This window comes from Streptomyces sp. NPDC058291 (genome assembly GCF_042880855.1).
Classification (GTDB): domain Bacteria; phylum Actinomycetota; class Actinomycetes; order Streptomycetales; family Streptomycetaceae; genus Streptomyces.
In genome coordinates this window covers 1-6,500 of sequence record NZ_JBHVYK010000158.1, presented here as the reverse complement: position 1 = coordinate 6,500, position 6,500 = coordinate 1, and the positions used below count along the sequence as shown (strand labels likewise).

General features: G+C 72.3%; 8 protein-coding genes. All 8 read right to left on the bottom strand.

All coding sequences use genetic code 11. The features are described 5' to 3' along the window. Positions 1-120: 120 nt before the first annotated feature. On the bottom strand, positions 121-453 hold the full coding sequence (locus ACFVYK_RS37540) for a TcmI family type II polyketide cyclase (RefSeq protein ID WP_256918804.1): 333 nt from the start codon (positions 451-453) through the stop codon (positions 121-123). Positions 454-475: 22 nt separating this feature from the next. Further along, positions 476-955, bottom strand: a complete 480-nt coding sequence (locus ACFVYK_RS37535; protein ID WP_389781222.1) for an SRPBCC family protein — start codon at positions 953-955, stop codon at positions 476-478. Between the two features lies 1 nt (position 956). Then, on the bottom strand, positions 957-1,211 hold the full coding sequence (locus ACFVYK_RS37530) for an acyl carrier protein (protein ID WP_389781221.1): 255 nt from the start codon (positions 1,209-1,211) through the stop codon (positions 957-959). A gap of 34 nt (positions 1,212-1,245) precedes the next feature. After that, positions 1,246-2,496, bottom strand: coding sequence for a beta-ketoacyl synthase N-terminal-like domain-containing protein (locus ACFVYK_RS37525; protein WP_389781220.1), 1,251 nt, complete (start codon positions 2,494-2,496; stop codon positions 1,246-1,248). Further along, entirely contained in the window at positions 2,493-3,761 is a 1,269-nt protein-coding gene (locus tag ACFVYK_RS37520; protein ID WP_389781219.1) for a beta-ketoacyl-[acyl-carrier-protein] synthase family protein, read from the bottom strand. The genes ACFVYK_RS37525 and ACFVYK_RS37520 overlap by 4 nt, the downstream gene beginning before the upstream one ends. After that, a complete protein-coding gene (locus ACFVYK_RS37515) occupies positions 3,758-4,201 on the bottom strand; it encodes a cupin domain-containing protein (protein WP_389781218.1) in 444 nt (147 codons plus the stop codon). The genes ACFVYK_RS37520 and ACFVYK_RS37515 overlap by 4 nt, the downstream gene beginning before the upstream one ends. 72 nt (positions 4,202-4,273) lie before the next feature. Beyond that, positions 4,274-5,428 carry a SchA/CurD-like domain-containing protein gene (locus ACFVYK_RS37510; RefSeq protein WP_389781217.1) on the bottom strand — a complete coding sequence of 385 codons (1,155 nt, stop codon included), beginning with the start codon at positions 5,426-5,428 and terminating at the stop codon, positions 4,274-4,276. Between the two features lie 136 nt (positions 5,429-5,564). Then, on the bottom strand, positions 5,565-6,218 hold the full coding sequence (locus ACFVYK_RS37505; RefSeq protein ID WP_389781223.1) for a class F sortase: 654 nt from the start codon (positions 6,216-6,218) through the stop codon (positions 5,565-5,567). Between the last annotated feature and the right edge of the window lie 282 nt (positions 6,219-6,500).

Here is a 6,500-nt window from a genome sequence, read left to right as displayed (position 1 = left end):
TTATAAAACCACATCTCCACCCCCTTCCCCCCCCGCGTCCCCGGCCGGCGGGCCCCCCCCCCCCCCGTGGCGCGGGGCCCCCCGCCCCGGGTCCCCGGCGACCGGTGACGGTCGGCGGGATCAGCCGGCCGGCTCGCGCTCCCAGAGGTAGAAGCGCTGTGCCATGGCGTCCTTGGGAGAACGCCAGGTCTCCGGGTCGTACGCGCTGACGTACGCCGACAGCCGCTCGCTGACGTCCCGGAACTCGGGATGCCCGGTGATCTTCGCGATGGCGGGACCGGGATCGCGCTCCGCCTCGATCATGTGCATGTACACGTCGCCGAACTGGAAGAGGCTGCGCCGGACGACGCCGACGAGGTGGGGCAGCTCTCCCCGGTCGGACTCCTCGAACACCTTGGCGATGTCCGGGGCGGATCCGGGGGCCATCCGGGCGACGATCAGGGCCTGGTGCATGGGGACCTTTCTCCGTCCGCGCTCAGTCGCTCAGTCCGGGGGTGGCGCCGCGTTCGGCGGCGGCCTTCTCGATGCGATCCCGGATCAGGCCCATCTGGACCTTGGAGTTCCGGTTGATGTTGTCGGTCATCCAGTCGTCGTCGACCGGCGCCTCCGGCTTCATCGCGAAGTCCTGCGTCCACACCATCCGCGTGCCGGCCGGCACCTCCTCGTACCGCCAGTGGATGTTCATGTGGTCGAAGGGGCCGGTCTCGACCCGGCGGGCCGTGACGGTGCGCGCGTCGCGGTCCGGCTCGCGCTCCGAGACCCAGCTCCACACGGTCCCGTTCTCGTCCGGGTGCATCGTCAGCCGGAAGGTGGTCTTGCGCCCCTCCCGGGAGAGAATCTCGACGGACGCGTACTCGGTGAACAGCCGCGGCCAGTTCTCCAGGTCGTTGGTGATCTCCCAGACGAGGTCCAGGGGCGCCGCGATGGTGATCTCGTTCTGTGTGTGTCCGGTCATCTCAGGCTCCTGTCATGAGGGCGCTGTTGACGAGGTCGAGGAACTCGCGGGGCGTCTTGGAGCGTTCGGCGTCGGGCGGCATCGGCGTGCCGTACCGGTTCTCCAGCTCGCCCACGATGCCCAGCAGCCCGAGCGAGTCGACGCCCAGGACGTCGAAGCCGGTGTCCGGCTCCCGGAGCCGGTCCGGGGCGACGGTGACGCCGGCGGACTTCTTCATGAGTTCGGCCAGCTCTTCCACGGTGATGCGATCAGTCATCGGTTCCTCTTCTCTACTGCTGAGCGGCGCCTCGCTACGAGGCGTCGGCGACGCCGTGCCGCAGCACCAGCGCCGAGTTCGACCCCATGAGTCCCCGGCTCAGGACCAGTGCCGTGCGCACCTCGGCGGTGCGGGCGCGGCCGGTCACGAGGTCGAGGTCATGGCAGACGTCGAAGACATTGGGGGTCGGCGGGATCAGACCGTGCTCCATCGTGAGCACCGCGGCGGCGGCGTCCATCAGCGGCGCCGCGCAGTAGCCCCGGCCGATGCCGGTCTTCGGCGCCGTGACGGGCACCCGGGCGCCGTGCGGGCCGAGGGCGTCGACGATGGCCAGCGCCTCGGCGCGGTCCGCCTCCGGCACGCCGAGGGCGTCGGCGAAGACCACGTCGATCTCCTCGGGGGCGCAGTCGGCCTCCCGCAGGGCTCCTCGGACGGCCTGGGCGAGGCCCTCCCTGGAATCCGCCCAGCGGGACGCGCCGGTGAAGGTCGCCGCGTGTCCGGCGAGGACGGCCCGCACCCGCGCGCCGCGCGCCCGGGCCGACTGCGCCGCCTCCACCACGAGCATGGCGCCGCCCTCGGCCGGCACGAACCCGCAGGCCGCCGACGTGAACGGGCGGTAGGCACGGGCCGGGTCGTCGACCGTGCTGAGCTCCTCGTAGCCGAGTTGGCAGACGACCGAGTACGGCGCGATCGGCGCCTCGGTCGCCCCGGCCACGATCACGTCGGTGCCCCGGCGCACGGCCCGCGCCGCGTGGGCGAGGGCGTCCAGGCCGCCCGCCTCGTCGGCGGCGACGACCGAGCAGGGTCCCTTGAAGCCGCGGCGGATGGAGATCTGGCCGGTGCTGGCGGCGTAGAACCAGGCGATGGACTGGTACGGGCCGACGTAGCGGCTGCCCTTGCTCCACAGCTGCTGCAGCTCGCGCTGGCCGAACTCGCCGCCGCCGGAGCCGGCCGCGGTGACCACGCCGACCGAGAACGGCGCGGCGTCGGTCTCGGTGCGGCCGAGGCCCGCGTCGTCGAGCGCGAGGTCGGCGGCGGCCATCGCGAAGTGCGTGAACCGGTCGGTCTGGACGAGGTAGCGCTCCTCGATCGCCGACGACGGGTCGAAGTCGCGGACCTCGCCCGCCACCCGCAGCGGGAGGTGCTCACAGCCCTCGCGGGTGACCCGGTCCAGGACGCTGATGCCTTCCCTGGTGGACTTCCAGAAGGTCTCGGTGCTGGCTCCGTTGGGCGCGACCACGCCGATTCCCGTGACGACCGCGCGCCGTTGAAGGGGTTCGCTCATCGTGTCTTCTCCCTCGGCCGGTTCATGACCACCGCGGACTGGAATCCGCCGAACCCGCTGCCCACCGAGAGCACGCTGGCCAGCTTGCGTTCACGGGCCACGCGCGGGACGTAGTCCAGGTCGCACTCGGGGTCGGGCGTCTCGTAGTTCGCGGTCGGCGGCACGACCTGGTGGGCCAGCGCCAGGACGCAGGCGACGAGTTCGATCGCCCCGATCGCGCCCAGGGAGTGGCCCACCATCGACTTGATGGAGCTCATGGGCGTGTCGTAGGCGTGCGCGCCCAGGACCCGCTTCACCGCCGCGGTCTCGTGGCGGTCGTTCTGCTTGGTGCCCGACCCGTGCGCGTTGACGTAGTCGATCGCGCCGGCGTCGATCCGGGCGTGGCGGAGGGCGTCCTCGATGGCCCGGGCCATCTCCAGGCCCTCACTGGTCAGGCCGGTCATGTGGTAGGCGTTGCCGAAGGTGGCGTACCCGCCGAGCTCGCAGTACACGTGCGCGCCGCGGGCCCGGGCGTGCTCCAGCTCCTCCAGGACGAGCACGGCGCCGCCCTCGCCCATCACGAACCCGTCGCGGTCGGCGTCGAAGGGACGCGAGGCGTGGGCGGGGTCGTCGTTGTTGGAGGAGGTCGCCTTGATCGCGTCGAAGCACGCCATGGTGATCGGGGAGATCGGCGAGTCCGAGGCGCCGGCGATGCAGATGTCGGCCCGGCCCTCCTCCACGGTGTGGAAGGCGTACCCGACCGCGTCGAGCCCGGAGGTGCAGCCCGTGGAGACGGTCTGCACCGGGCCGCGCGCGCCGAACCGTTCCGCCACCGTCGAGGCCAGCGTGCTGGGGGTGAACGCGCGGTGCAGTTGCGGGGCCGCCTCGCGGTGGTCCACGTCCCAGCGCTGCCCGCCATGGCTGACCAGGACGTAGTCGTTCTCCAGCCGGGTGGTGCCGCCGACCGCGGTGCCCAGGGAGACCCCGACCCGCCAGGGGTTCTCGGCGTCGAGGTCCAGACCGGCGTCCCGTACCGCCTCGTCCCCGGCGGCGAGCGCGAACTGGATGTAGCGGTCGCAGCGTTCGACGTCCCGGGCGTCCAGCCCGTGGGCCGCCGGGTCGAAGTCGCACTCGGCGGCGATCCGCGAGCGCAGACCGGCCGGGTCGAAGAAGGTGATGCCGCGCGTCGCCGTGCGCCCCTCGGTCAGGAGCTTCCAGAACGCCGGCACGCCTATACCGCCCGGGGCGACGATGCCTATGCCGGTGACCGCGACCCGTCTCGTCATGACCGGACCTGACGTCGTGCGGCCGCCTCGGAGCCGATCACCACGGGCTCGGCGTCGCTCTCCTCGGTGTCCACGTGGCCGAGCGGCGGGGTCGGGGCCAGCGGGCCGAGGTGGAAGACGATGCGGGCCTCGACGTTGCCGACGTTGCGGAAGCGGTGCCGCATGCCGACGGGGATCATCAGGCCCTGCTCGGGCTGCAGGGTCTGCGCCTCGCCGTCGAGGTCCACCTCCAGCTGCCCGCACACGACGTACACGAACTCCTCGGAGTACGGGTGGTAGTGCTCGCCGATGCGGTCGCCGGGCTTGATGAGCGCGACGCCCATGAAACCGCTGGTCGCGCCGACCGTGGCGGGGGTGAGCATGGCGCGCAGATCGCCGCCGCGCCGGGTGTTGGGCTCGACCTCGCTGAGATCCACGACTCTGGGACGGGATGTGATCACGACGTTCCTCCGATGGTGTACTGCGCCGACGTGGGAGGGGCGAGGGCCCCGCCCCTCCCACGTGATGGGTGATCAGGCCTCGGGCGACCGGCGGTCGGTGACGAGCTCCATGCGCGCGAGCTGCAGGAACCTCTCGAGTCCGACGTCCTTCGCGGCGGACCGGCCGGACGCGCCGGCGTCGCCTTGGAGCGTGGTCAGTTCGGCCACCTGGGCGGGGTCGGCCAGGCCCAGGACCTGCACGGGGTCGGCGGCGTCGAGTCCGCCGCGCACGTCGATCAGCCGGACGACGACGTCGTCGCGCTGGAAGATCGTGCTGCGCAGGACCGGGTTGCGCGGGTCGTCCGCGGCGGCCTCGTCGTGCCGGGCCAGCAGCTCGGCCAGCTTCATGCCGCGGTCCGGCCGCGTCGGGTAGCACAGGGCGTACCGCTCGGCCTGCGCGTCCTGCCGGTCCGCCGTCACGTGGTGGACGGCGGGCAGTGCGGCCCGGGTGAAGAACACCCGAGCGGACTCGGGGTCGTTGAGGTCCCGGTCCTGCTCCAGATGGGGGTTGATGGCCTCCTCGACGGCCCGCACCTCGGGCTGCCGGGAGACGTGCCGGAGTGCGGACAGCAGGTCGCCCCGCACCTCGATGGCCCGCACCACGCGGTTGCCGTGCATGAACAGGGAGGTGCGGCACAGCCGGGTGGTGTCGTCGACCCGCGGCTCGGGTGAGGCGTAGTCGGCGAGGATCTTGGCAACGATGTCTTCGCTGCCCGGCTTGACCGTGAAGGTGAGCGCGTGCCGGATCATGCCGTCGCCGATCCTGGGCGACGACTGGAGCCGGCGCTTGCCCTGCTCGCCGTCCGCCGGCCCGCCGGTCTCGCGGACCACGTGGAAGCGCAGCGACCTGGTGTCGCGCACGCAGCTGTGCAGCGGCTCCACCATCCGCACGTGCTCCTCGCTGTTGACCCAGGCGAGGAACGGCGGGGCGCTCTCCCACTCACTGGTGATGAGCCACTGGGAGGGGTTCTCGATGGACTGGCAGAGCTGGTCGCTGACATGCCCGGGGACGGACGCGACCTGGTTGCACAGCTGCTCGTAGGCTTCCAGGAACTGCTGCTGGGCGCCGTCGTAGACGTCGACCAGCAGGACGACCCGGAGCCGGGAGCCGTCGAACACGGACTGGGAGACACGTTGTGACGCCTGTCGCGTCCGCGAACCTGCAACACGTTCGGACGTGGTGGTCATCCTGCGCACATCTCCTTCGCGGAGGGGGAAGTGAACGTCGGCCGCGGTGATGCGACGTCAGCGTTCCTCGATCCTGTGCCCGTCCCCGCGAGCGCGCGAGTCGGATGAACTACGCGGGTGACCGGGCGGGTGAACGTCAGACGAGGTGGGCGAAGACGACCAGGTTGTCCGTGTAGTCCTTGACCTGCCGGTCGTAGTCGCCCGCACAGGTGATCAGGCGCACCTGGGCCCGGGCGGTGTCGCCGTACACCCGTTCGCTGGGGAAGTCGTCCTTGGCGAAGGTCTCCACGTCGTCGACCCGGAAGGACGCCCGGGTGCCGTCGGCCCGCAGGACGTGGAACAGATCGCCCTTCGTCAGCTCGCTGAGCCGCACGAAGACGGCCGGGGACGTCTTGGTGTCGACGTGTCCGGCGATGATCGCGGTGCCCGTCTCCCCGGGGGAGGCGCCCTTGGCGTGCCAGCCGACGAGGTTGACGTCGCTCGCCGGGGGCGGGTTCAGCCGTCCGCTGGGGCCGATGGCGAGGTCGGTGAAGGGGGCGTCGACCGCGATCTTGGGGATGAGCAGCCGTACGGGCCGCGAGCGGGGCAGGTGCTTGCCCACCGCTCGGTCGTCGGGCCCCGGCGGGGCCTGCGCCTCCGGCGCGTCCGCCGCGGGTGCGTCCGGCGCCGAGGTCGCCGGGACCGAGACGGCCGCGGGCGGGGCGTGCGGCGGGCTGGCCGTGCCGGCGGGGGCGTCGTTGCCGCCGGCCAGGCCCAGGGCCACGACCACGGCGATGGAGGCGCAGACCATCATCCAGCCGGTGCGGGAGGTCCCCTCTTCGGCGGGCCCCGGCTCACCGCCGGAGGGGTCGGAGGGGGAGGAGGACGAAGAAGCGGGGACTGCCATCGGGGATTACCTCACTCGGGCGGCAGGTGCGGGGCGGAGCGCGCGAGGCGGGCCGGACCGCCGCGCGCGGCGTGCGCGGCGGCCGCGGCTTCGCTATCGCGACCGGCATGGGTCAGGCCACGCTTCCTGCGGTCTTCTTGCGGCGCAGGGCGTAGAGGCCGGTGCCGGCGACGGCGAGGATGCCGA

Coding starts and splice junctions, on each gene's coding strand:
- ACFVYK_RS37510 (WP_389781217.1), bottom strand. CDS start 5,428: ATGACCACCACGTCCGAACGTGTTGCAGGTTCGCGGACGCGACAGGCG.
- ACFVYK_RS37540 (WP_256918804.1), bottom strand. CDS start 453: ATGCACCAGGCCCTGATCGTCGCCCGGATGGCCCCCGGATCCGCCCCG.
- ACFVYK_RS37530 (WP_389781221.1), bottom strand. CDS start 1,211: ATGACTGATCGCATCACCGTGGAAGAGCTGGCCGAACTCATGAAGAAG.
- ACFVYK_RS37520 (WP_389781219.1), bottom strand. CDS start 3,761: ATGACGAGACGGGTCGCGGTCACCGGCATAGGCATCGTCGCCCCGGGC.
- ACFVYK_RS37525 (WP_389781220.1), bottom strand. CDS start 2,496: ATGAGCGAACCCCTTCAACGGCGCGCGGTCGTCACGGGAATCGGCGTG.
- ACFVYK_RS37535 (WP_389781222.1), bottom strand. CDS start 955: ATGACCGGACACACACAGAACGAGATCACCATCGCGGCGCCCCTGGAC.
- ACFVYK_RS37505 (WP_389781223.1), bottom strand. CDS start 6,218: ATGGTCTGCGCCTCCATCGCCGTGGTCGTGGCCCTGGGCCTGGCCGGC.